The sequence below is a fragment of the Pseudomonas sp. Xaverov 259 genome, assembly GCF_019352915.1.
Classification (GTDB): Bacteria; Pseudomonadota; Gammaproteobacteria; order Pseudomonadales; family Pseudomonadaceae; genus Aquipseudomonas.
In genome coordinates, this window is the sequence record NZ_JAAAFV010000031.1 from 15135 (window position 1) to 36759 (window position 21625).

The window sequence follows — 21625 nt, forward strand, 5'->3', positions numbered from 1 at the left end:
CGAAGGGACTCCTTGTCGGTTGTTCTGTCCATGAAAACTAGGAAAGCGCGGCGATACTCGCTGCTTTCAACCACTGCCGCAAGTCGGTCTTGAGGATTTTGCCGTAACTGTTCTTGGGCAAATCGTTTCTGAATACATACTTTTTGGGCTTTTTGAACGAGGCCATGCGCTGCAGAAACCAGGCCGTGAGTTCGCCCTCGTCCAGCGCCTGCCCGCTGCGCGTGACCACAAAGGCCACCACTGACTCGCCCCATTGCGCGTCCGGCTCGCCCACCACACACACCTCGGACACGTCCGGATGCTGCACCAGCACTTCCTCGACTTCACGCGGGTACACATTGCTGCCGCCGCTGATGATCACGTCTTTGGAGCGGTCGGTGAGGGTCAGGTAGCCGGCCGGGTCGAGAAAGCCGATATCGCCGGTGAGCAACCAGCCATCCACCAGGGTTTGCGCGGTGGCCTCTGAGTTGCGCCAATAACCTTGCATCACCGTGGCGCCGCGCACGGCGATTTCACCGCGCTCGCCGGGCGCCAGCGGTTGGTGCCGTGCATCAAGAATGCGGATTTCAACGCAGGCTTGCGCGTGGCCGACAGACGCCGCCAGGGTTGACCAATCTGCACGCTGGCGGTCGGCAATTACCGCGCGGGGCAATACGCTGATGGTCATCGGGCTTTCGCCCTGGCCGTAGATCTGTACCAAGCGCGGGCCGAAGGTGTCGAGTGCCTCGCGCAGGTCCGCCAGGTACATCGGCCCGCCGCCGTAGACGATGGTCTTGATACCTTCGCCGCCATAACCCTGGCGCCGCGCCTGCTCGACCATACGTTTGACCATGGTCGGCGCGGCAAACAGCGACACATTGCCCAGTTCCACCGCCAGGCCGAACAGCTCGCTGGCATCAAAACCGCCGGAGGCCGGCACCACATGCCGAGCGCCGCAGCGCACATGGATAAAGTTGTACAGCCCCGCCCCGTGGGACATCGGCGCCGCATACACGGCTGCGTCGTCGGCACTCACCGAGTCGACATCCGTGGGGTAACACAGCGACATGGCGATCAGGTTGCCGTGGGACAACATCACGCCCTTGGAACGCCCGGTGGTGCCCGAGGTGTAGAACAGCCAGGCCAGGTCCTGATCCTGGCGCGGCGCCGGCTGCTCCAGGGTCGGCCAGCCACGGGTTGGCGGTAGCGTGTGAGCGTCCAGTTCCTTGCAGCGCGCAGGCAAATCCCGGGATGAGGCAAATACCCGGCCGCCGTCGGTAAAGATCAGGCGAGCCTCGGCATTCGTGGCGATCCACGCGGCTTCTGCCGGATGCAATTTGGCGTTGATCGGCACCACCACGCCACCCAGCCACCAGATGGCGTAGAGCACCTCCAGGTAGTCGCAGCTGTTCTTCATCAGCAGCGCCACCGCATCGCCCGGCACCAGGCCATATTGGTCGACCAGTTGCGCAGCGCGTTGGCGGACATGGGCGGTGAAGGTCGCGTAGTCGGCGACGTGCCGCGAGCCCTCAAACAACGCCGGGCGTTGCGGGTCGCGGCGCTGGGTGTCGTGCAGCCAGTTGGCAATGTTCATGGCTCAGCTCCGGCGCGCGTGCAGAACCGAGGCATAGTTGGCCACCGCCATCCCACCCATGTTGAACACCAGGCCGAATTCGGGGTTGGGCACCGCCAGGCCGATCGGCTCGCCGGTCAATTGGCGAAACGCCAGGGCATGCATCGACACACCGGTGGCGCCCACCGGATGCCCCTTGGCCTTGAGCCCGCCGGACAGGTTCACCGGCAACCGCCCGCCCGCGCGCACCACGCCACTGTCGAGCACACGGTGACCCTCACCTTTGGGCGCCAGGCCCATGGCTTCGTAGATCAGCAGTTCGGCGATGGTGAAGCAGTCATGCACCTCGGCGAAACTCAGGTCGGCCAGGGTGATATTCGCCCCGCGCAACGCCGTGTGGATCGCGCGTTGCGGGCCTTCAAACGCGAGGATGTCGCGCTGGGCAATCGGCAGGCAATCGTTGACCTGGGTCAGCGTGCGAATCTGCACATCACGACGAAACGCCCGCGCACGCTTGGGCGAAGCCAGGATGATCGCGGCGGCGCCATCGCTGATCAGCGAGCAATCGGTCAGGCGCAACGACTCGGCCACAAACGGGTTGCTCTTGGACACGTTGTTGCAGTGCTCAAAATCCATCACCCGGTGCATCTGCGCCAACGGGTTGGCCATGGCGTTGGAGTGGTTCTTGGTGGCGATGGCCGCCATCGAACCCAGCGGGCAGTGATAGCGCTCGGCATATTGGCGCGCTGCGCGGCCGAACAGCTGCGGGAAACTCAAGCCCGCTTCGGCCGGGTCGTTCTGATAGCCGGCGCCGGCCAGGGCCTGGGTCACCTCGGCGGTGGTGGTGTGGGTCATCTTTTCAGCGCCCACCACCAATACCAGCTCGGCGCTGCCGGACAGGATCGCCTGGACCCCGGCCAGGATTGCCGCCGAGCCGGACGCGCAGGCGTTTTCACAGCGGGTCGCCGGTTTGAAGCGCAGCCCAGGGTCGGCCTGCAGCAGCAGCGAGGCCGGGAACCCGTCGGGCACCAACCCGGAGTTGAAGTGGCCAAGGAACAACGCGTCGATCTCGCTCGCGTCAATGGCCGCGTCTTTCAGGGCTTCGCGGGTGACCTGTACGATCAGATCCTCCAGGCTGGTGCCTTCAAGGCGACCAAAACGTGAATGACCGGCGGCAACAATGGAGACGCAATCAGCTGGCATAATCAATTTCTTCTATTTTTGGTGCGGACATTTACCTACAATGGCCCACCGTTGGGCGCGCGCCAATTCGTGCAACTACTTACATGGCTAAGTAGCCCCAGTTGAGAAAAGCGACGAGGCAGGATGCCCAATGAACGCGTTTGCACAGCAGTTCCACGACATAGAACGCCTGGCGTTCCAGCTCTCCCCCGCGCCGCAACTGGTCACCCGCAACCGCGTGATGGTCGACTGTAATGAGGCTTTCCTGCAGTTGTTCGGCTATTCGCGCGACGCATTGGTCAACCAACTGACGCTGCTGATCTACCCTTCCCAGGCTGACTACCATGCCATTGGCAAGCGTAGCCATGATTGGCTGCTGGAAAGCGAAAACGGTTTCTACTCCGACGAGCGCTTTATGCAGCACCAGAACGGCGAAGTGTTCTGGGCCAAGTCCCACGGCTACACCCTCACGCCCAAAGACCCGTTCAAGCTGATGATCTGGCACTTCGAGCGCCTGGACCGCACCCACCAGGGCACCGGCGACCTCACGCCACGGGAGCGGGAAATCGCCATGCACATCGTCAATGGCCTCAAGTCCAAGGAAATCGCCTTGCGCCTGGCGATATCCCACCGCACGGTGGAGGTGCACCGGGCGCGCTTGATGAGAAAGTTGCAGGCCAAGACGGTGGTGGAGTTGGTGTCGAAGATTATTATGGTGGCGTGACAGTCGTAGAACTTTGCCGGACGTCGCCCAGCGGAATTTGCAGGGCATTGACAGTTTTTTCATATCTGGCCGGCTATGCTGCGGCCCTTCGTTGGGGAGTAACCGGCTTCTGACCCGTTCAGAAGCGTTCGTATCAACATATTCGGCAACCTGCCGTGGTACGAACACCGTTGTGGTTGGTGAGACCAGCGACACATCCATGCCTAAAGTCGGGCGTGTGGTTGTGTCGTTGACTCATACAGCCCGACTGGAAGCCTTACCGTGAACCCCATTTCTCTTATTCTTCTCGCCCTGGCCATGTCCACGGACGCCTTTGCGGCGGCCATCGGCAAAGGCTCCAGCCTGCACAAACCACGCTTGGTCGAAGCGCTGCGCGCCGGCCTGATCTTTGGTGTGATCGAAGCCATCACGCCCATGATCGGCTGGGCCATCGGCCACGCCGCCACGCGCTGGGTGGAGGACTGGGACCACTGGATCGCCTTTACCCTGCTGGTGGCGCTGGGTTTGCACATGATCTGGAACGGGCTCAAGGCCGATGACGATGAAGTGGAGAAACCCAGCCAGCATTCGTTCATGATTCTCGCAGTAACAGCCTTTGCCACCAGCATCGATGCACTGGCGGTGGGCGTAGGCCTGGCGTTTGTCGACGTGAATATTCTGGTGGCTGCGGCGGCAATTGGCCTGGCGACCATGACCATGGTGACCATCGGCATGATGCTTGGGCGGGCGTTGGGGACGGTAGTAGGCAAGCGCGCCGAGATGGTCGGCGGCGTGGTGCTGATGCTGGTGGGTGCGACGATACTCTACGAGCACTTGTCGGCCTGAAAAGCTACAACCTCAAATATTGAACAGCTCCCACAGAAAAGCAGCTCTTCAGTGCATGCAAATCCGCAGTCGACCTCATATTCAAAACTGCATGCGGTCAACTGTGGAAGCGGGCTTGCTCGCTCCCACACTTAAACCGCGTTGCATCAGGTAGATAGACTTTTGCTTTGCACTTGATCTGGCTCTTGCTTCAACCACTCAGGTCGGCTTTCAGGCCGCCGTGCTGTAGATCTTGATCTGCTTTTGATCTCAGACGCCCCGTCAACCACGATGGCCGAACGCAGGCTTGAATCCGTGGGTAACCCGGCAGGACGCCGGGTTAGCCGCGCTGGGCCAAGGATGGCCCATCGCCGCGGCCCACGGATTCAAGCCGGAGTGAGGGCACACCGAGCATTAGCGAGGTGCCAAGTGGTGGGGCACAGACCTTTGGTTACTTTTGGCTGGGCCGGCATTCCGGGCGTTTGCCAAAAGTGACCCGCCGTCAGGGCGGAACCATAAGCCGCCATCACCGCAGCAACGGATATGCACACCAACAACCCTCCACAGAAAGCAAGCCCGCGCCCACACAAAAGCACTGCTCAGTGCTGAATGAAGGCACGCTTTACGCCGCGTGACTTTCCTTCTTCAAGCTCTGCATATCAATCACAAACCGGTATTTCACATCGCCCTTGAGCATCCGCTCGTAGGCTTCATTGATGCCCTGGATATCAATCATCTCAATGTCCGAGACAATCTTGTGCTTGGCACAAAAGTCCAGCATCTCCTGGGTTTCCTGGATACCGCCGATCAGCGAACCGGCCAGGCTGCGGCGCTTGAAGATCAGGTTGAACACCGCCGGTGACGGGTGCGGGCTGTCGGGTGCGCCGACCAGGGTCATGGTGCCGTCGCGCTTGAGCAGGCTGATAAATGCGTCAAGGTTGTGCGGCGCAGCCACGGTATTAAGGATAAAGTCCAGGCTGTTGGCGACCTTGGCCATTTCGTCCGGGTTCTTCGACACCACCACTTGATCGGCGCCCAGCCGCAAACCATCTTCGCGCTTGTTCGGTGAGGTGGTAAACAGCGTTACGTGAGCGCCCATGGCGTGGGCGATTTTCACCGCCATATGGCCCAGACCACCGAGGCCGACCACCCCCACTTTCTTGCCCGGCCCAACCTTCCAATGGTGCAGCGGCGAATAGGTGGTGATCCCGGCACAGAGCAACGGCGCCACGGCCGCCAGGTTGGCATCGCCGTGGGAGATGCGCAGCACGAACTTCTCCTTGACCACGATGTTGTCCGAGTAACCGCCGAAGGTGTTTTCACCCCCAAACATCGGGCCGTTATAAGTGCCGGTAAAGCCATTCTCGCAGTATTGCTCCTCGCCCTCGGCGCAGGAAGCGCACGCCTGGCAGCTGTCGACCATGCAGCCGACACCGGCCAGGTCGCCGACTTTGAATTTTTTGACATTGGCGCCCACCGCCGTCACACGGCCGACAATCTCATGACCAGGCACCGACGGATAAAGCGTGTTGTGCCACTCGTTGCGCACGGTGTGCAGGTCGGAGTGGCACACGCCGCAGTAAAGAATATCGATCTGTACATCATCCGCCCCTGGCGCACGCCGCTCGAAGGTGAAAGGCTTGAGTGAGTCCTTGGAATCCCGCGCGGCGTAGCTATAAGTCTTGGCCATTTGGTTCACCTGTTGATCTGACGGTAGAGGTCAGTGGACCAGCATAGACGCTGAACCGTTCAACCGAGTTCGTACACCACCGCCCTTCGTCCGGTTTCGCCATTTTTTGCGCTGAACCGCTGACCGGCCGCCACGGTCCCAACCCACACGCTCATCGTTACAGGAAGGCTCACATGACACTGCCCAAAGAAATGACCCTGATAGAAATCACCACGCCCGGTGGCCCTGAGGTCCTGCAACCGCGTCGCGCAGACGTACCGGTAGCCGGCCCCGGCGAAATTCTGATCCGCGTGCATGCCGCCGGGGTCAATCGTCCCGATGCCCTGCAACGCGCCGGCAAGTACCCGATGAAGCCCGGGATGAGCCCGATACCGGGCCTGGAAGTGGCCGGCGAAGTGGTTGCGCTGGGCGCCGGCGTCAATGAATACAGCCTGGGCGACAAGGTCTGTGCCCTGACCAATGGTGGCGGCTATGCACAGTTCTGCGCCGTACCCGCCAGCCAGGCCCTGCCGATTCCGGAAGGCATGGACTGGATTCAAGCCGCTGCCGTGCCAGAAACCTTTTTCACCGTATGGGCCAACTTGTTCGGCCTGGGTGGCGCGCACAAGGGCCAACGCGCGTTGATCCACGGCGGCACCAGCGGCATCGGCACCACCGCGCTGATGCTCTGCCAGGAGTTCGGCATCCAGGCGTTCGCCACCGCCGGCAGTGCCGACAAATGCGCGGCGATTGCCAAACTGGGCGCCGAGCCGATCAATTATCGCGAGCAGGACTTCGCCGAGGTCATCGCCAAGAAGACCGGCGACCAGGGCGTTAACGTGATCCTCGACATCATGGGAGCCTCCTACCTGAACAACAACCTCAAGGCCTTGGGCATGGACGGGCACTTGGTGATGCTGGGCTTCCTCGGCGGCGGCAAAGCCAATGACGTCGACCTGCTGACTATCCTCGGCAAACGCGCTGTCATCACCGGCTCGTTGCTGCGCGCTCGCACCAAGGACGAGAAAGCCGCAATCGCTGAGCAGCTGCGCGAATACATATGGCCGGTGCTGTCCGCCGGGCGCTGCCTGCCGATCATCGACAAAGTGTACGAATACACCGACGCCGCCCAGGCCCATGCGCGAATGGAAGGTGGCGACCATATCGGCAAGATTGTGCTGCAAGTTAAGTAATCGAGCCCCGGCGAGGCTGCGAAAGCGGCGGCATAGGCAACATATTAGTTGCCTGACCCACCGCTTTCGCAGCCTCGCTAAAGCTCGACAGCTCCCACAGGGAATCAGCTGTGTTGTTGGGGGTTCGGTTTGCAGGGCCATCGCATTGAACGCAGATTTCACTAGCGACAAAGCTCAAATGTGGGAGCTGTCGAGCCCCAGCGAGGCTGCGAAAGCGGCGGCATAGGCGATACATTTGTTGCCTGAACCACCGCTTTCGCAGCCTCGCTAAAGCTCGACAGCTCCCACAGGGGATCGGCTGTGTTGCTGGGGTTCGGTTTTCAGGGCCATCGCATCGAACGCAGATTCACCCAGCGACAAAGCTCAAATGTGGGAGCTGTCGAGCCCCGGCGAGGCTGCGAAAGCGGCGGCATAGGCGATACATTTGTTGCCTGAACCACCGCTTTCGCAGCCTCGCTAAAGCTCGACAGCTCCCACAGGGAATCGGCTGTGTTGCTGGAGGTTCGGTTTTCAGGGCCATCGCATTGAACGCAGATTTCACTAGCGACAAAGCTCAAATGTGGGAGCTGTCGAGCCCCAGCGAGGCTGCGAAAGCGGCGGCACGGGCGAAATATAAACCACCTGAACCACCGCCATCGCAGCGGCTTGGCGCACTTACCCGGCGTACACCGGGTAATCGGTATAGCCCTGTGCCGAGCCGCCGTACATGCCCTCCGCCCGCAGCGGGTTCAATGGCCAGCCATTGAAAAGCCGCCGTGGCAGGTCCGGGTTGGCAATGAACGGGCGCCCGAATGCGATCAAGTCCGCCAGCCCCGCCTTCACCAGCTTTGCACCGCGCTCCGCGGTGTAGCGCCCGGCGTAGATGATGCGCCCGCTGAAGGTGCTGCGCACTGCCTGGCGGAAGGTTTCAGGCAGGTCCGGTGCGTTGTCCCAGTCGGCTTCAGCGATGGACACGTAGGCAATGCCCGACGCCTCCAGCACCTTGATCGCCTCGATATAGGTGTGATGCGGGTCTTGTTCCACCAGGCCGATATACACGCGGTCCTGCTCCGTGCCGCTGAACAACGGCGAAAAACGCACGCCAAGGCGCTCAGGCCCGACCACGGCCGTCACGGCTTCAACGATCTCGCGCAGAAAGCGCAGGCGATTGTGCAATGAGCCGCCGTATTCGTCGTCGCGCTGGTTGGCATGCGCAGAGATGAACTGGTTGACCAGGTAACCATTGGCAGCATGGATTTCCACCCCATCGAACCCGGCGTCCAAGGCATTGCGTGCCGCCTGGGCGTAGTGCCCCACCAACTCCTCAATCTCCAGCACGCTCAATGCGCGCGGCACCGGCGGCTGTTTCAATTCACCCACGCCAGGGCCGGTTTCAATGAACGCCTTCGCTTGCAGCGCCGCAAGCGCAGACGGCGCCACGGGTGCTGCGCCATCCGGCTGCAGCGCGTTATGGGACACACGGCCAACATGCCAGAGCTGCGCGAAAATAACCCCGCCATCGGCATGCACCGCCTCGGTAACTTTGCGCCAGCCGTCGATCTGCGCTGGTGTGTAGATACCCGGCGTCCACGCATAACCCTGGCCACGCGGTTCGATCTGCGTGCCTTCACTGACCATGAAACCGGCAGTGGCACGTTGGCGGTAATACTCGGCCATCAGGTCGGTGGCGATATCACCCGGTTGCGCACTGCGCTGACGGGTCAAGGGCGGCAGCACAACCCGGTTGTTCAGAGTGTGATGCCCCAGCTTTATCGGGGTATTTAAAACATGCATCGTCATGAGTCACTGTCCAAATTCAGGGTGAACAAAAGCGTTGGCGGCTCCTGAGAGCCGCCAATGCCTGTAACGGTTAGTTAATTTACGCGGTGAGTTTCAGCAGGACCTTGGCCACATCACTGGAACTGGCAGGGTTCTGACCCGTCACCAGCAAGCCATCTTCAAGCACGAAGGATTGCCAGTCGGCGCCCTTCTCATACAGGCCACCGAGGGCCTTGAAATCATCTTCGATCAAAAACGGCACCACATCGGTCAGGCCAACCGCAGCTTCTTCGGAGTTGGAGAAGCCCGTCACACGACGGCCCTTCACCAATGGCTCGCCGTTGACCGCCTTGACGTGACGCAGCGCACCCGGCGCATGGCAGACAAAACCGATAGGCTTGCCGGCGCGCTCAAACGCTTCGATCAACGCGACCGAGGTTTTCGATTCGGCCAGGTCCCACAATGGCCCGTGACCGCCTGGGTAAAACACCGTGTCGAAGTCGGCAGCGTTCACCGAGTCCAGCTTGACCGTGTTGGCCAGCGCCTGCTGGGCGGCTGGGTCAGCGGCAAAGCGGCGGGTATCATCGGTTTGCGCATCCGGCTGGTCGCTTACAGGGTCCAGCGGTGGCCGGCCACCGGCCGGGGATGCCAGCACCAGCTCGGCACCGGCGTCCTTGAAGGTGTAATAGGGCGCGGCAAATTCTTCGAGCCAGAAGCCGGTTTTACGACCGGTATTGCCTAGCTGGTCGTGAGAGGTCAGTACCATTAATACTTTCATTTTCCAGTGCCTCGATCGATGGGTTGCAGTAGGTGTTGAGTCAGTAACAGCGCCTCATCAAACGGCGCGGATGTTCGGGTGATCTTGCTCATGACGCTGGTCCCCAGCCACAACGCATACAGGCGCCGGGCCAGGCTTTCGGGGTGTGACTGTGCCGCCAGCGAGCCGTCTTCAACGCCGTGCTGCAAGGCTTCGGCCAGCAACGCAATGGTGCGTGCGGTACCGCGCTGCAGGGCCAGACGCATCGGCTCTGAAAGGTCTGACACCTCGGCACCGAGTTTGACGGCAAGGCATTTGCCCGTGTCGGTGCAGCCGGTCTGGTTGTCGACCCAGGAGTGCCAATAGCGCATCAGTTTGGCGAAGCCGGACAGTCCGGGTTGATCGAACAGCTGCTGCATGCCGTTGACGTAGTGGTCGAAGTAGCTGTCGAGCAAGACCACGCCGAAGGCATCCTTGGAGTTGAAATAGTGATAAAACGAGCCTTTGGGCACCTCGGCGGCTTGCAGTATTTCGTTCAAGCCCACCGCAGAAAATCCTTTGCGGCCGACAATCACTTGCGCCGTGTCCAGAATGACCTGCCGAGTACTTTTAGCTTGGTTGTTCATCACGCTTCCCGTCCGATTAGACCAGTCGTCTAGTTCGTTGAGGGGATGTTAGGCGCCATGCAAACCTTCAACAATGTCATATGCGCAAGGATTCCGGACATGCCACAAAGCCGGTTGCCGTTTACCCGGCACGCGCCGACAATCACCACTCTCGCGCCCTTGGCCCGCGTTTTTTTGGAGAACAATGATGCACAGCGTTGCGCTGATGGTTTACCCGAACTTCCAATCCCTGAGCCTCAGCCTGGGCTCGGTATTTGAATGCGCGAACCTGCTGCGCGGCGAGCCGGCCTATGAGTTTCACCTGGTGTCGGAAAGCGGTGGCGCTGTGATGACCTCCCAAGGCTTTTCGGTGAACACCACGCCGATCCGCGCGCAGGGTTATGACACGCTGATCGTCAGCGGCTATCTGGAATTTCGCTTGCCGGAAGCCAACCTGCTCGAACTGGTCAAGGCCGCCTCCGCCCAATCACGGCGCGTAGCTTCGTTGTGCATGGGCATTTTCGTGCTGGCCGAAGCCGGCTTGCTCGACGGCAAGCGCACCACCACCCACTGGATCCACGCGCCCGCCTTTCGCAAGCGCTACCCGCACATCCAACTCGAAGAGGACAAGTTGTTCGTGGTCGACGGCCAGATCTGGACCGGCGCCGGCATGAGCGCCGGTGTCGACCTGGCACTGGCCATGGTCGAGGCCGACCTGGGCGGCGACCTGGCCCGGCGCATCGCACGCAAACTGGTGATTGCGCAACGTCGCGGCAGTGAGCAGTCGCAATTGTCGGCCCTGCTGGAACTGGACCCCAAGTCCGACCGCGTGCAACTGGCCCTGGCCTATGCCCGTGAAAACCTGACCCACGACCTGTCGGTGGAAGCCCTGGCCGAGGTTGCCCGCCTGAGCCCGCGCCAGTTCAGCCGGGTGTTTCGCGAAGAAACCGGGCAAACGCCGGCCAAAGCCATCGAATCACTGCGCGTGGAAGCGGCCCGGGCGATGATGGAAACCAGCCGCCACCCGGTCGAAGTGGTGGCCCGCGAAACCGGCTTTGGTGATCGCGAGCGCATGCGTCAGGCGTTTTTGCGTGCCTTCGGGCAACCGCCCCAGGCCATGCAACAGGTGTTGTTCAATCCGGGTTAGGCGCATAACCGAACATCGACTTCACCTCCAGGTAATCCTCCAAGCCAAACACGCCCCACTCGCGACCATTGCCCGACTGCTTGTACCCGCCAAATGGCGCGCCATTGTCAGCCTTGCTACCGTTGAGGTGGACCATGCCCGTGCGCAGTTGCCGAGCCACGAAACGCGCGCGCTCCAGGGTGCCGGCGCTGACGTAACCGGAGAGACCGTAGGGGCTGTCGTTGGCAATTGCGATCGCCTGCGCTTCGCTGTCGTACGGGATGATCACCAATACAGGCCCGAACACTTCTTCACGGGCAATCGGCGACTGCGGGTCGACGTCGGCGAACACCGTGGGCCGCGTATAAAAACCCGTCGTCAGCCCTTCGGGCCGCCCCACGCCACCGCATACCGGCGCCTGGGCGACTGCCCCCAACACCCTCTGTACGCGTTCGAACTGCGCCTGATTGGCCTGCGGCCCGATGGCCGTGGCCGGGTTGCTGTCGTCAAAACACACTTGCGCCGCCACCTCTCGGGCAATCTGTACCGCACGGGCCTGCATGGCCCGTGGAACCAGCAGGCGCGTCGGTGCGTTGCATGACTGCCCGCTGTTGCGAAAGCAACTGCTGACGCCGTGGCGCACCGCTGCATCGAAGTCCGCATCCGCGAGGATCAGGTTGGCCGACTTGCCGCCCAGTTCCTGGCAGACCCGCTTGACCGTTAGCGCGGCCGCCTTGGCCACCGCAACCCCTGCGCCGGTCGAGCCGGTAAAGGAAACCATGTCGATATCGGCATGGCGGGCAATCCCCTCGCCGAGGGTCGGCCCATCACCATTGACCAGGTTGAACACGCCCTTGGGCACCCCGGCGCGATGCAGGATGTCGGCCAGCAACAGGGCCGACAGCGGCGCCTTTTCGCTGGGTTTGAGCACCAGGGTGCAGCCCGCCACCAGGGCTGGGGCGAGCTTGCAGGTCAGCTGGTTCAGTGGCCAGTTCCACGGCGTGATGAGCCCGCACACGCCAATCGGCTCACGGCTGATCAGAGTGCTGCCGTGGAGGCGCTCGAATGCGTAGTCTTTCAGCAGTTCATAGGCCCGTTGCAGATGGCCCAGGCCTGCCGGCACGTGTGCGCTGCGCGCCAGCGACAATGGCGCGCCCATCTCCTGGTGCACGCACTGCGCGAGGGCTTCGCTGTGTTGGCGATAGCCGTCGATGATCGCCGCCAACAGCTCCAGGCGTTGCTCGCGTGACCATTGGCTGTAGCTGTCAAAAGCGCGCCGAGCGGCAGCCACCGCCAGGTCCAGATCGGCGACAGTGCCCAGGCTGATGCGGGTGATGACGCACTCGGTGGCTGGGTTGACCACCGCCAGGGTTTCGGCCCCCAATGGCTTGACCCATTGGCCGTCGATGTAAAAGTCCCGGTGGTTCATCGCGTCGCCTCCAGCGCAGCGCCCAAGGTATGGAAAACCAGCGCGACCTGCTCCTCGCTGATGATCAACGGCGGCGACAGCAGGATATTGTCCCCGGACGCGCGCACCAGCACGCCCGCCTTGTAACAGCGCTGGGCGACCTCCCCGGCCCGCGCACCCGGCGCACCCTCGCGCGGCTTGAGTTCGACCGCACAGAGCAAACCAATTGCACGCACATCCAGCACCCACGGTTGTTCACGCAGCGCCAGCGCGCGGGCTTGCCAGAGCGGGGCCAGCTGCTGAACATGGGTGTTGATAGCCAGTTCCTCGTGCACCTGCAGGGTCGCCAAACCCGCTGCGCACGCCAGTGGATGCGCTGAATAGGTGTACCCATGCATCAACTCGATGGCCTGCTCCGGGCCTTGCATAAAGGCCTCGTACACCGCGCCGCTGACCAGCACGCCGCCCATGGGCACCGCGCCGTTGGTGAGGCCTTTGGCCAGGGTCATCAGGTCTGGCGTAACACCGAAAGCCTGGGCGGCGAACCCATGACCGAGGCGGCCGAAACCGGTGATCACTTCATCAAAAATCAGCAGCACGCCATGACGATCACAGATCTCGCGCAATCTGTGCAGGTAGCCCAGGGGCGGTGCGTACACGCCGCCGGAACCGGTGACCGGCTCGACAATCACGGCCGCCACGGTTGCCGGGTCGTGGATCTCCAGCAACTGCAACAAGGCATCGGCATAGTGCGCGCCCTGCTGCGGCTGACCCGGGCTGAAACGCGAGCCCGCATCATAGGGCAGCGGCAAATGCGCCACATCACCCAGCAACGGGCCGAAGTCGCGCTTCTGGCGGCCAATCCCCGACACCGACAAACCGCCAAACCCCATGCCGTGATAGCCCTTGGCGCGGCCTATCAGCTTGGTGCGGCGGCAGTCGCCGCGCGCCTGATGGTAGGCGCGAGCGATCTTTAACGCGGTGTCCACCGCTTCGGAACCGGAGTTGGTAAAAAACACTTTATCCAGGCCCGTCGGGGCCGTTGCCACAAGACGATCAGCCAGGGTCAGCGCCGCAGGGTGGCTCATCTTGAATGAGGACACAAAGTCCAGGCGCCCCGCCGCTTCCCGAATCGCCTCGACGATACGCGGCTGGCCGTGACCGGCGTTGACGCACCAGAGCCCGGCCATGGCGTCGAGCACCTCGCGCCCCTCGGTGGTGGTGTAATGCATGCCGGCAGCGCGATCAAACAACATCGGCTGACGGTTGAAGGCGCGCATCGCGGTAAAGGGCGCCCATAGGGAAGAGGTCATTGCGTGCACTCCTTAAGACTGTGTGCGTACGCCGAAAAGGGTTGGCCGTTGCAAGGCACCGGCGTTGGTGTTCACACCTCGGTCGCAATACAGGCGACCCTCAAGCAGGCGGCAGCGCACGTGGTCACCGAATGCGGTTTCAACAAAGCGCCAATCCATATGCAACTCGCCCTCGGGCGTCCACCGCGCCTGGGCAATCACCGGCGTTTGCTCGGGTTGATACTGGTGATGCAGGTAGTTGCCGGTCATGCTGGTGGTGGTTTCGATCGGTTGCCACAAGCCGGCGCGTATGTGGTGGGTGCCGCGGTGGTCAACCAGGGTGAAATCGCAGTACTCGCCCTGGAAATCAAAGGCCAACTCGCGCACACTGTCCTCATTGGGTTCGATGGCGAACCGACCTTGCATGGCGGCGCTGGCGGGCGAGGCATGCAGGCCTGGCAGCCCGGGCAGGCGCAGGCCCTCGATCAGCACGTCCAAGTGCATTTGGCTGGTTTGAGCATCCGCAGCAGTGCGCCCCAGCGCCGGGAACAGATGCTGCCACAGCGCCTGGTGCAAGCGTTTCTCGCCCAGGCGCAGGCCGCAGGTGAAGACCATCACCGTGTCCTGCTCCGGCAGCACCATGCACTGCTGGCCGAACACCCCCGAGGCGTAATAGCCGCCGTGCTCGGTCATCCACCACTGGTAGCCATAGCCTTCGCGCTGGGCTTCGTTGCCCTTGTTTTTGTCCCGTGGCAGGTACTGCTTGCCGTCGAACTCGCCCATCCACACGTCCTGCACCTGGTTGCGCGTGGCCTGTGCCACCCACTGTGGCGACAACAGCTGGCGGCCCTGCCACTGGCCGTGGTTGAGGTGCAACACGCCGAACTTCAACGCGTCTTCGCTGGTGCAACTCAAGCCATTGCCGCCGGCGTTGAAGCCCCCCGGCGCCAGGTCCCACGCAAGCTTGTCGAGCCCCAGGTAATCAAGGACACGCGCCTGCAGCAGGGCATGCATCGTCTGCCCGGTCACTTGGGTGACAATCGCCGAAAGCATGAAGCTGGAAGCACTGCTGTAGATAAACGCCTGGCCCGGCGGCTCGTCCACCGGCTCGTTGAGAAAGGCCTCGACCCAACTGCTTTGCAGGTTGCGCCAGTCTCCGCCGGAAATCCCGCGTGCATGGCCGGTGCGCATGGTCAGTAAATCCTCCACGGTCATGGCCGCAAGGTTGGCGCTGATGGGCTGCGGGCACAGCTCGGGGAAGAAACTGACGACCTTAGCGTCAAGCCGCAGGCGACCGTCGTCCACCAACAGGCCGATCGCGGTGGCGGTCCAACTTTTAGTTGCCGAATGCTGCACATGCATGCGGTGCGCCGAGTAGGGTTGCCAAAACGCCTCGACCACCACCGCACCTTGGCGATAGAGCATGAAACTGTGCAGTTCAAGACCCGCCAGGGTCACGGCCTGGATAAAATCGGCAATGCCGGCGGGGTCGACACCGCGTTCATGGGGCAAGGCCCTGGGCAACGGAATGTAGGTCATGATCGGTCCTCTTTGATGTTTTTATATTTCAAATAATGCAGATAAGGTTTTACTCACGGCGGTCTTCATGTATTTGAGCCGCCTATAATTCAGTTTTCCGGGTATTCTTGCCTCCCTTGTCACAGGATCGACTTCACGCCATGCCCCAACTCACCTCGCTGCAGACCAAAGTCGCCGGACAGATCCTGGCCGCCATCGCCAGCGGCGACCTGCAACCCGGGATGCACCTCAAAGAAGTGGAACTGGCCCAGCGCCTGGGCGTGTCGCGCTCGCCGATCCGCAGCGCGCTGTCGTACCTGGCCACACAGAAAGCCATCGAGCCGCTGGCGCAGCAGGGTTTTCGTGTGCCGCTGGAGGCCGGCGATGGCTTGGCGCAACAGGTCAGTGCGTTGCATAACGAAGAAGATCAGCTGTACACGCGCTTGATCGATGACCGTTTGAACCAAGTGCTGCCCGACCAGATTTCCGAAAGTGATTTGCTGCGCCGCTACGGTGTCGGCAAAAGCGTGCTGCGCCGGTGTTTGCTGCGCTTGTCTGATGAGGGTGTGATGCAGCGCAAGCACGGGCATGGCTGGCAGTTTTTGCCAACGCTGAACAGCCCGAAGACGCGCTTTGAGAGCTACCGCTTCCGCATGTTGCTGGAGCCGGCGGGGCTGTTGGAGCCGACGTTCACTATCAACCCAGAGCAGTTTCGCCGCTGCCGGGAGCGGCAGATGGAATTGTTGGAGGGCACGGTTGATGGGCAGCGTTTTATCGAGTGCAACGCGGAGTTTCATGAGCTGCTGGCGGCGGCTTCCGGTAATGGCTATATCTTGCAGGCGATCCAGCAGCAGAACCGGTTGCGACGGTTGACCGAGTTTCACACGGTGAACAATGTGGAGCGGGTCCGGGTGTCGTGCCAGGAGCATCTGGCGATTCTGGATGCGTTGGAGCAAGGCGATAATGAGTGGGCGTCGACGTTGCTGCATCGGCATCTGGATGTGGCGAGCAAGTTGCGGGTGGCGCGAAACAAAAGCTGAGGCGTGTGGATTGGGGGCATATCCGCTGCAGCGGTTACGCCCACCTGGGGCAATGTACCCCGACCCAAGTCCTCCAGCGCCTGACACATGGCTCTGGCCAGCAAGCCCGCCATCGCAGGCCAGCCAGCTACCACACAAAGACAGCGTCTTCAGCGCAAACACGTGCATCACCAAAGCGCCACGGTGTAACCGACGATCACACGGTTTTCATTCATGTCACGCAGGTAATTGGCCTTGCTCAACCCATTGCGCCAGCGCAATGAAACGCCTTTCAGCGCCCCCGACTGGAATACATACCCCACATCAATATCCCGCTCCCACTCCCGCCCTTCCCCCGCCAACCCCTTCACCTGCGCCCGGTCACCCTTGGCCCAGCGCGTAGAGAATGTCAGCCCCGCAACCCCCAGCGCCGCAAAATCAAAGTCATACCGCGCATGCCAGACCCGTTCATTGGTTTGCGAGAAGTTACTCAACTGATACTCGGAAAACAGATAGGTATTGGTGCCGTCCACATAGGTAAACGGCGTTGTGCCGTACTGCTCCTGATACCCGCCACCCACGCTATGCCCCTTGTAGCTGAACATCGCCCGCGTACTCAGCGCGCGGTTATCCACGTTGCCCGCCGAACCGGCACCTGAGGTGTCTGCATCGAAATATCGGATATCCGTCTTGAGCAGGCCGCCGCCCAGCGCAACGCTGTTTTTCAGCCCAATAAAGTGCTGCTGATAAATATCTTCCAGCTGCGCAAAGTGATAACTCAGGGTCATGCCCGGCGTGAGCCTGTAATCGCCGCCGGCAAATCGAAAACGATCACTTCTGGCGGTGCTTTTGTAAGCCCCGCTCTGACTGGTCAGCCCCATATCCTCGTACTCGGTGGACTCACGCTGTTTGGTCTGGTCAATCTGCCCGCCAATCAGCGCCAGCCCGGCGATGTCGGTGGAGGTCACCTGCGTGCCCCGGAACGTCTGCGGGAACAATCGGCTAGTGTTGGGTTGCAACGTGGGCAAGTCCGGCAGCAGGTAGCCGCTGCGCAACTCGCTCTGTGCAACACGTACCTTGCCGGTCACGCCGTATTTGGAGTACTCGTCATGCGCACGCCTGGAGTAACTCGGTTTACCCGGCGCAGCATCGTTATCGCGCGACAGCAATCCGGAGCCCGAGCGGTCCGGGCTGGAATCGAGTTTCAAGCCGAGCATGCCCACCACGTCAACACCCAACCCCACGGTGCCTTCGGTAAAGCCCGACTTGAGGTTGAGGATAAAACCCTGCGCCCACTCCTCGCGTTTGGATTGCCCGGCGTCTTCGCGGTAGTCACGATTGAAGTAATAGTTTTTCAAGTCCAGATCTGCCTTGCTGTCCTTGATAAAGTCCGCCTGGACCGGGGCGCACAGCAGGCCCCCGCTCATAAGACCGGCGCCCTTGAAGATCAGGTTGAGCGTGTTGTTAGGCATGTTGTTGGCTCCTGGCAGTCATTTCGGTGAGTAGGTCTTATTGTTTTTTTGGGCACGACGTTCACCCTCGCGCAGGCATGTAGGCCCGCGCGCCGGATGAAATCAGGGGGTTAAGTTGCCGGTCGTATTCGGTAGCCGCCGCCCGGCAGTTTCTCCAGTGGGCTGGCGGCCGCCAGTAACTGGCGGGTGTAGGGGTGCTGCGCAGCATCGAAGATCTGCTCGCGTGCCCCCACTTCCACGACCTCGCCCTGGTGCATCACCGCCACGCGATGGGCGATGCGCTCTACGGCCGCCAGGTCATGGGAAATGAACAGGCAGGCAAAACCGTACTGCGCCTGCAAGCGCTCGAACAGTTCGAGGATCTGTTTCTGAATGGTCATGTCCAGGGCCGAAATCGGCTCATCGGCGACCACCAATTGCGGGCGGCGCACCAGCGCGCGGCCAATAGCGACACGCTGGCGTTGGCCACCGGACAGTTGGTGGGGAAAGCGTTCGACATACTCCTCACCCAGGCCGACATCCTTGAGGGTTTGCGTGACGCGCTCACGCCGCTCGGCGGCATTCAAACCGGGCTCGTGGCGCAGGGGTTCAGCAAGGATCTGGCCGATTTTCATCCGTGGGTTCAGCGACGAATATGGGTCCTGGAAAATCATCTGGCACTGCAGCCGGTGGGTACGGTTGGCGGCCTTGAGGATATCCACGCCCTTGAAGCGGATCGACCCGGCACAAGGTTTGATCAACCCGACCAGCGAGCGACCCAGGGTGGTTTTGCCCGAGCCACTGCCGCCCACCAGTGCCAGGGTTTCACCAGGTGCAATCGCCAGGCTGGCCGAATGCACCACGCGCTGGTACTGGCGCTTGCCCCAAAACGAAGTCGGCCCTGGGTGTTCGATGCACACTTGATCAATCTCCACCAACGGCGTGCTGCTCGCCGGCAATGCTGCCAGCTCGCCACGCCGTGGCAAGGCTTCAAGCAGTTGGCGGGTGTACTCGGCCTTGGGCGCCAGCAGGATGTCTTGGGTACTGCCCTGCTCCACCGCCTGGCCGTGACGCATCACCACCACTTTGTGCGCATAGCGGGCCACGAGTGACAGGTCATGGCTGATAAACAAAATGGCCGTGCCCTGTTCGCGAGTCAGCTCCAGCATCAACTCGATCACGTCCAACTGCGCCAGGCAGTCGAGGGCAGTGGTGGGTTCGTCGGCGATCAACAGCGCCGGGCGCAACAGCATCACCGAGGCGAGCATGATGCGCTGGCGCATGCCGCCGGAAAACTGATGCGGGTAGGACTCCAGGCAGCGTTCGGCCGCCTTGATGCCGATGCGACGCAGCATGGCCAGGCAGCGCTCGCGGATCTGCGGCGGGTCGAGGTCGGTGTGCAACCTGAGCGCCTCACTCATCTGCTGGCCTATTTTCAACGCAGGGTTGAGCGACACCATCGGTTCCTGGAACACCATGCCGATGCTCGCACCACGTATCGCGCGCAATTCTTCAGAGCCGGCCGTGGCCAGGTCGCGGCCCTGGAAATCCAGGCGCCCGCCACACACTTGCATGGGCAACGGCAGCAAGCCGATGGCAGCGCGAGCGGCCATGGTCTTGCCGCTGCCCGACTCGCCCACCAACGCCACAATCTCGCCCGGCGCGATGCAGAAACTCAGGTCATCGACGGCCAGCGGGCCATGTTCCCCGACGCGGATCTTCAGGTTTTGCACACTCAACAAAACACAATTGGCGGGCATGTTCATTTCCTCATCCGGGGGTCGAGACGGTCACGCAGTGCGTCGCCAAACAAGTTGATCGCCAACAGCGTCAGGCAGATAAACAGCCCCGGAAACACACCCAGCCAAGGTGCCGAGGCGATATACGGCCGACTGCTGGCAAGCATGTTGCCCCAGGTGGCGGCCGGTGGCGGTACGCCAAGGCCGAGGAAGCTCAGGGCGCTTTCCGAAAGCAGCGCCCAACCGAACATGCTGGTGGCCAGCACACACAGTGGCGCGAGGCAGTTGGGGGCGATGTGGCGCAGCATGGTGTACAACTCGGAGTTGCCGATGACCCGCGAGGCTTCGATGTACTCAAGCTCACGCAGGGATAAGACCGTGCCGCGCACGACCCGCACCACCGAGGGCGTGTAGGCAATGCCCAGGGCCAACACGATGCCGTATTTGCTGGCACCGATAATCGCCATGATGCCCAGCGCCATGAGGATGCCGGGAAATGCCAGCAGCGCATCGTTGAACATCATCAACACGCGGTCGGTCCAACCGCGCAAGTACCCGGCGAGCATGCCGATCACGGTGCCGGCCAGTACCGCCACCGTCACCGTGAGCAAACTCACCCACAGGCTGGTGCGTGCACCGATCAGCAAGCGGCTGAACACGTCGCGACCAAACTCATCGGTGCCCAACCAATGGGCCGCCGATGGTGCTTGGAAACGCGCGATCAAGTCGATCTTCAGCGGATCGAACGGCGACCACACCAACCCCATCAACGCCAGCGCGATCAACACCACCAGCAGCCCGCCGCCGATCACGGCATTGGCCGGCGCCCACCCGCGTCGGCGCTTGGCCGCTACGGGCACGGCAATAGTCGAACTCATAACTTCACCCTTGGGTCGAACAGCGGATAGAGCAGATCCACACACAGGTTGACCAGCACATAGATAAAGGTGATCAACAGCAGGCAGCCTTGCAGCACCGGGTAGTCGCGGGCAAAAATCGCGTCGACCATCAAGCGGCCGATGCCAGGCAGGGTGAACACCGTTTCCAGCACAGCGATTCCACCCAGCAGGTTGCCGAGGATCAGCCCGACCAGCGTCCAGGTCGGCGCAAACGCATTGGGCAACGCGTGTTTCCACAGCACCGCACGTTCCGACAGGCCTTTGGCGCGGGCGTGGGCGATGTACTCCAGGCGCAGCACTTCGATGGTGCTGGCACGCGCCATGCGGGTAATCGCGCCTACTTCAACCAGGGTCAGCGTCACCACCGGCAGCACCATGTAGCTGATCGCTTGCCACGGCGCCTGGGCAAAACTCACGTAGCCCACCACCGGCAACCAGCCCAGTTGAATACCAAAGGCATGCAGCAGCAGCAGGCCAAGCCAGAAACTGGGAATCGACAGCAACAAGGTGGCGACGGACACCAACCCAAGGTCGAGCGCGCTGTTTTGTTTCCAGGCCGCGATCAGGCCAATCGGCACGGCGATCAACGTGGCAAACAACACCGCCACCAGCACGATGGTGGCGCTGACGCTGAAGCGGTCCAGGATCAGCGGTAATACCGCCTGCTTGGTGCTGATGGATACACCCAGGTCGAAGCTCATTACGGCCTTGAACCAGATCAGGAACTGCATGACCAGCGATTGATCCAGGCCCAGGGTGTGGCGCATATCGGCCAGGCTTTGCGGGTCGGCCATATCACCGAGCATCAACAGCGCCGGGTCGCCCGGGATCAGGCGAATCAGTGCGAACACCATCACCGAGATCAGCAGCAGTGTCGGAATCGCCATCGCGAGTTTTTGCAAAATAAAACGCAACATGCTCAGGCCTCG

At 61.7% G+C, this 21625-nt stretch carries 18 protein-coding genes; 5 read left to right on the forward strand and 13 right to left on the reverse strand.

What is annotated here, in order from left to right:
• Positions 1-37: 37 nt before the first annotated feature.
• Together K0H48_RS10755 and K0H48_RS10760 are read right to left on the reverse strand one after the other, a co-directional pair.
• Entirely contained in the window at positions 38-1573 is a 1536-nt protein-coding gene (locus K0H48_RS10755) for a class I adenylate-forming enzyme family protein (protein WP_219267441.1), read from the reverse strand.
• Positions 1574-1576: 3 nt separating this feature from the next.
• A complete protein-coding gene (locus K0H48_RS10760) occupies positions 1577-2755 on the reverse strand; it encodes an acetyl-CoA acetyltransferase (RefSeq protein WP_219267442.1) in 1179 nt (392 codons plus the stop codon).
• Between the two features lie 130 nt (positions 2756-2885).
• On the opposite strand from K0H48_RS10760, the gene K0H48_RS10765 reads away from it, so the two are divergent.
• The gene (locus tag K0H48_RS10765) at positions 2886-3458 is read left to right on the forward strand and encodes a LuxR C-terminal-related transcriptional regulator (RefSeq protein WP_138815063.1); all 573 of its coding nucleotides are present in this window, start codon (positions 2886-2888) and stop codon (positions 3456-3458) included.
• 261 nt (positions 3459-3719) lie between these two features.
• Positions 3720-4283: a manganese efflux pump MntP gene (mntP, locus tag K0H48_RS10770; protein ID WP_219267443.1), complete on the forward strand. Its 564-nt coding sequence runs from the start codon at positions 3720-3722 to the stop codon at positions 4281-4283.
• Between the two features lie 601 nt (positions 4284-4884).
• Here mntP and K0H48_RS10775 read toward each other — a convergent pair.
• On the reverse strand, positions 4885-5952 hold the full coding sequence (locus K0H48_RS10775) for an NAD(P)-dependent alcohol dehydrogenase (protein ID WP_200434119.1): 1068 nt from the start codon (positions 5950-5952) through the stop codon (positions 4885-4887).
• 173 nt (positions 5953-6125) lie between these two features.
• On the opposite strand from K0H48_RS10775, the gene K0H48_RS10780 reads away from it, so the two are divergent.
• The gene (locus tag K0H48_RS10780; RefSeq protein WP_219267444.1) at positions 6126-7124 is read left to right on the forward strand and encodes an NAD(P)H-quinone oxidoreductase; all 999 of its coding nucleotides are present in this window, start codon (positions 6126-6128) and stop codon (positions 7122-7124) included.
• A 654-nt stretch (positions 7125-7778) separates the two neighbouring features.
• Here the strand turns inward: K0H48_RS10780 and K0H48_RS10785 are convergent.
• From K0H48_RS10785 to K0H48_RS10795, 3 genes are all read right to left on the reverse strand, one after another.
• On the reverse strand, positions 7779-8903 hold the full coding sequence (locus tag K0H48_RS10785) for an alkene reductase (protein ID WP_219267445.1): 1125 nt from the start codon (positions 8901-8903) through the stop codon (positions 7779-7781).
• A gap of 79 nt (positions 8904-8982) precedes the next feature.
• Complete coding sequence (locus tag K0H48_RS10790; protein WP_219267446.1) at positions 8983-9660, reverse strand: type 1 glutamine amidotransferase domain-containing protein; 678 nt, start codon at positions 9658-9660, stop codon at positions 8983-8985.
• Positions 9657-10265, reverse strand: coding sequence for a TetR/AcrR family transcriptional regulator (locus K0H48_RS10795; protein WP_219267447.1), 609 nt, complete (start codon positions 10263-10265; stop codon positions 9657-9659). The genes K0H48_RS10790 and K0H48_RS10795 overlap by 4 nt, the downstream gene beginning before the upstream one ends.
• A gap of 187 nt (positions 10266-10452) precedes the next feature.
• Here K0H48_RS10795 and K0H48_RS10800 point away from each other — a divergent pair, with 187 nt between their 5' ends.
• Positions 10453-11391, forward strand: a complete 939-nt coding sequence (locus K0H48_RS10800; RefSeq protein WP_219267448.1) for a GlxA family transcriptional regulator — start codon at positions 10453-10455, stop codon at positions 11389-11391.
• Here the strand turns inward: K0H48_RS10800 and K0H48_RS10805 are convergent.
• The 3 genes from K0H48_RS10805 to K0H48_RS10815 are packed head-to-tail and all read right to left on the reverse strand — an operon-like array spanning position 11378 to position 15609.
• Positions 11378-12799 (reverse strand): aldehyde dehydrogenase family protein, encoded by a 1422-nt coding sequence (locus K0H48_RS10805; protein ID WP_219267449.1) that lies wholly within the window; start codon positions 12797-12799, stop codon positions 11378-11380. The genes K0H48_RS10800 and K0H48_RS10805 overlap by 14 nt on opposite strands.
• On the reverse strand, positions 12796-14091 hold the full coding sequence (locus K0H48_RS10810; RefSeq protein WP_219267450.1) for an aminotransferase class III-fold pyridoxal phosphate-dependent enzyme: 1296 nt from the start codon (positions 14089-14091) through the stop codon (positions 12796-12798). The genes K0H48_RS10805 and K0H48_RS10810 overlap by 4 nt, the downstream gene beginning before the upstream one ends.
• A 12-nt stretch (positions 14092-14103) precedes the next feature.
• Complete coding sequence (locus tag K0H48_RS10815) at positions 14104-15609, reverse strand: serine hydrolase (protein ID WP_219267451.1); 1506 nt, start codon at positions 15607-15609, stop codon at positions 14104-14106.
• 140 nt (positions 15610-15749) lie between these two features.
• Here K0H48_RS10815 and K0H48_RS10820 point away from each other — a divergent pair, with 140 nt between their 5' ends.
• On the forward strand, positions 15750-16628 hold the full coding sequence (locus K0H48_RS10820) for a GntR family transcriptional regulator (protein WP_099549174.1): 879 nt from the start codon (positions 15750-15752) through the stop codon (positions 16626-16628).
• Positions 16629-16795: 167 nt separating this feature from the next.
• Here K0H48_RS10820 and K0H48_RS10825 read toward each other — a convergent pair whose 3' ends face one another.
• The 4 genes from K0H48_RS10825 to K0H48_RS10840 all read right to left on the reverse strand — a co-directional run bounded on the left by K0H48_RS10825 (position 16796) and on the right by K0H48_RS10840 (position 21613).
• Positions 16796-18034, reverse strand: coding sequence for an OprD family porin (locus K0H48_RS10825; RefSeq protein WP_257626944.1), 1239 nt, complete (start codon positions 18032-18034; stop codon positions 16796-16798).
• 155 nt (positions 18035-18189) lie between these two features.
• On the reverse strand, positions 18190-19824 hold the full coding sequence (locus K0H48_RS10830) for an ABC transporter ATP-binding protein (RefSeq protein ID WP_219267453.1): 1635 nt from the start codon (positions 19822-19824) through the stop codon (positions 18190-18192).
• The gene (locus K0H48_RS10835) at positions 19821-20675 is read right to left on the reverse strand and encodes an ABC transporter permease (protein WP_219267454.1); all 855 of its coding nucleotides are present in this window, start codon (positions 20673-20675) and stop codon (positions 19821-19823) included. The genes K0H48_RS10830 and K0H48_RS10835 overlap by 4 nt, the downstream gene beginning before the upstream one ends.
• Positions 20672-21613: an ABC transporter permease gene (locus K0H48_RS10840; protein ID WP_099549170.1), complete on the reverse strand. Its 942-nt coding sequence runs from the start codon at positions 21611-21613 to the stop codon at positions 20672-20674. The genes K0H48_RS10835 and K0H48_RS10840 overlap by 4 nt, the downstream gene beginning before the upstream one ends.
• Positions 21614-21625 lie beyond the last annotated feature (12 nt).

Bases quoted from the DNA above. Each gene is read 5' to 3' on its own strand.
- K0H48_RS10755 (WP_219267441.1), bottom strand. From the start codon at position 1,573: ATGAACATTGCCAACTGGCTGCACGACACCCAGCGCCGCGACCCGCAA.
- K0H48_RS10760 (WP_219267442.1), bottom strand. From the start codon at position 2,755: ATGCCAGCTGATTGCGTCTCCATTGTTGCCGCCGGTCATTCACGTTTT.
- K0H48_RS10765 (WP_138815063.1), top strand. From the start codon at position 2,886: ATGAACGCGTTTGCACAGCAGTTCCACGACATAGAACGCCTGGCGTTC.
- K0H48_RS10775 (WP_200434119.1), bottom strand. From the start codon at position 5,952: ATGGCCAAGACTTATAGCTACGCCGCGCGGGATTCCAAGGACTCACTC.
- K0H48_RS10780 (WP_219267444.1), top strand. From the start codon at position 6,126: ATGACACTGCCCAAAGAAATGACCCTGATAGAAATCACCACGCCCGGT.
- K0H48_RS10785 (WP_219267445.1), bottom strand. From the start codon at position 8,903: ATGACGATGCATGTTTTAAATACCCCGATAAAGCTGGGGCATCACACT.
- K0H48_RS10790 (WP_219267446.1), bottom strand. From the start codon at position 9,660: ATGAAAGTATTAATGGTACTGACCTCTCACGACCAGCTAGGCAATACC.
- K0H48_RS10795 (WP_219267447.1), bottom strand. From the start codon at position 10,265: ATGAACAACCAAGCTAAAAGTACTCGGCAGGTCATTCTGGACACGGCG.
- K0H48_RS10800 (WP_219267448.1), top strand. From the start codon at position 10,453: ATGCACAGCGTTGCGCTGATGGTTTACCCGAACTTCCAATCCCTGAGC.
- K0H48_RS10805 (WP_219267449.1), bottom strand. From the start codon at position 12,799: ATGAACCACCGGGACTTTTACATCGACGGCCAATGGGTCAAGCCATTG.
- K0H48_RS10810 (WP_219267450.1), bottom strand. From the start codon at position 14,091: ATGACCTCTTCCCTATGGGCGCCCTTTACCGCGATGCGCGCCTTCAAC.
- K0H48_RS10815 (WP_219267451.1), bottom strand. From the start codon at position 15,609: ATGACCTACATTCCGTTGCCCAGGGCCTTGCCCCATGAACGCGGTGTC.
- K0H48_RS10820 (WP_099549174.1), top strand. From the start codon at position 15,750: ATGCCCCAACTCACCTCGCTGCAGACCAAAGTCGCCGGACAGATCCTG.
- K0H48_RS10825 (WP_257626944.1), bottom strand. From the start codon at position 18,034: ATGAGCGGGGGCCTGCTGTGCGCCCCGGTCCAGGCGGACTTTATCAAG.
- K0H48_RS10830 (WP_219267453.1), bottom strand. From the start codon at position 19,824: ATGAACATGCCCGCCAATTGTGTTTTGTTGAGTGTGCAAAACCTGAAG.
- K0H48_RS10835 (WP_219267454.1), bottom strand. From the start codon at position 20,675: ATGAGTTCGACTATTGCCGTGCCCGTAGCGGCCAAGCGCCGACGCGGG.
- K0H48_RS10840 (WP_099549170.1), bottom strand. From the start codon at position 21,613: ATGTTGCGTTTTATTTTGCAAAAACTCGCGATGGCGATTCCGACACTG.